Origin of the sequence: Mesorhizobium sp. M7A.F.Ca.ET.027.03.2.1 (assembly GCF_003999175.1) — a bacterium.
Taxonomy (GTDB): Bacteria; Pseudomonadota; Alphaproteobacteria; order Rhizobiales; family Rhizobiaceae; genus Mesorhizobium.
The window spans coordinates 1-1617 of sequence record NZ_RZOM01001239.1; the positions used below are offsets into that span (position 1 = coordinate 1).

3 protein-coding genes are annotated in these 1617 nt (G+C 64.3%); all 3 read right to left on the reverse strand.

All coding sequences use genetic code 11. The features are described 5' to 3' along the window. The coding region (locus EN750_RS33385; protein ID WP_189526647.1) for a CoA transferase at positions 1 to 206 on the reverse strand (206 nt) is incomplete at its 3' end. A 35-nt stretch (positions 207 to 241) separates the two neighbouring features. Beyond that, positions 242 to 1273, reverse strand: coding sequence for a dipeptide ABC transporter ATP-binding protein (locus EN750_RS33390; protein ID WP_127399202.1), 1032 nt, complete (start codon positions 1271 to 1273; stop codon positions 242 to 244). Next, the coding region (locus EN750_RS33395; RefSeq protein WP_348629641.1) for an oligopeptide/dipeptide ABC transporter ATP-binding protein at positions 1270 to 1617 on the reverse strand (348 nt) is incomplete at its 5' end. The genes EN750_RS33395 and EN750_RS33390, both read right to left, overlap by 4 nt.

The following is a 1617-nucleotide window of genomic DNA, read 5'->3' on the forward strand; positions in this document are numbered from 1 at the left end:
CCTTTGTAGCTCGGCACCGACCACGCCCTGGTGTCGTCGCCGCCATCTATGTTCTCGATCTTCCAGACCTCGGCGCCGAGATCGGCAAGGCTCATCGTTGCCCAAGGACCGGCGAGCACGCGGGAAAGATCGAGAACCTTGATGCCTTCGAGCGGCAGGCGCGCGGATCCTGCCGTACCGGCATTCTCGGAATGGTCCTCAGTCACGATCAAGATTCCTTCGGGTGAATTCGGCAGGCCAATCACACAGTCTTGAACGTGTTGACCGGCTCCGGAAAATGACAGGCGACGCGATGCGAACCGCCAGCCGGATCGAGCGGTGGTTCGACGGCAGCGCAGATCGCCTGCGCCTTGAAGCAGCGCGTGCGGAAGCGGCAGCCGGATGGTGGGTTGAGCGGGCTCGGCACGTCACCGGTCAGTACGATGCGCTCGCGCTTGCGCTCCTTCTCGGGATTGGCGAGCGGCACCGCCGACAGCAGCGCCTGCGTGTAGGGATGCAGCGCCCTCGAATAGAGTTCGGCCGCGGGTGCGATCTCTACGATCTTGCCGAGATACATCACCGCGACCTGGTGCGAGATGTGGCGCACGACCGAAAGATCATGTGCGATGAACAGATAGGATGTGCCGAAAGACTGCTGGATATCCCTGAGCAAATTGAGCACGCCAGCCTGCACCGAAACATCGAGCGCCGAAACCGGTTCGTCGAGGATCACCACTTGCGGGTTGAGCGCAAGCGCGCGGGCGATGACCACGCGCTGGCGCTGACCGCCGGACAGTTCATGCGGATAGCGCTTGCCGTGATCGGGATTGAGCCGCACGAGTTCGAGCAATTCGGCGACGCGCGCCCGGCGGTCGGCCGCCGACATGTCGCTCATGCGCAAAGGCTCGGCGATGTTGTCGGCGATGCGCATGCGCGGATGCAGCGACCCGTACGGATCCTGGAAGACCAGCTGGATGTAGCGCCGCATCAGGCGCATGTCTTCGTGGTTGAGGGCGAGCAGGTTCTGGCCACGGAACCAGCTTTCGCCGCTGGTCGGCTCGATCAGCCGCATCAGGCAGCGTCCGAGGGTCGACTTGCCGCAACCGGATTCGCCGACGAGGCCCAGCGTTTCGCCCGGCGCCAAGTCAAAGGACACATCGGCCACCGCACGCACATGGGCAACCGCGCGGTCGAAGACGAGGCCGCCGCGAACCGGAAAATCCTTGACAAGATGGCGTACGGAAAGCGCTGCCGCCGGCTTGGTTTCGACTTGAATTTGCTCCACTGCGCTCATGGGGCCATGCTTCCACTGTCCAGTTCTGCCGCCGCCAGCGCAGCACTATGGAAGGGCGGCAAGGTCGTCGCGAAATGGCAGGCCGAGAAGCGGCCGCCTATGTCGTGCAAAGGCGGATCCTCGGTCCGGCAGCGTGCCTCGGCATAGATGCAGCGCGGATGGAAGGCGCAGCCGCCCGGCAAGCCCCCAAGTGCGGGTGGCGAGCCGTCGATCGAAAACAGCCGCTCGCGGCTTTCCTCGAGATTGGGGATCGAAGCGATGAGCCCGCGCGTATAGGGGTGGCGCGGGTCGGCGAACAGCTCGGACACGCCAGCCTGTTCGACGACACGGCCGGAATATACGAC

Excerpts from the sequence above, each read along its gene's own strand:
- EN750_RS33390 (WP_127399202.1), bottom strand. The coding sequence starts at position 1,273 with ATGAGCGCAGTGGAGCAAATTCAAGTCGAAACCAAGCCGGCGGCAGCG.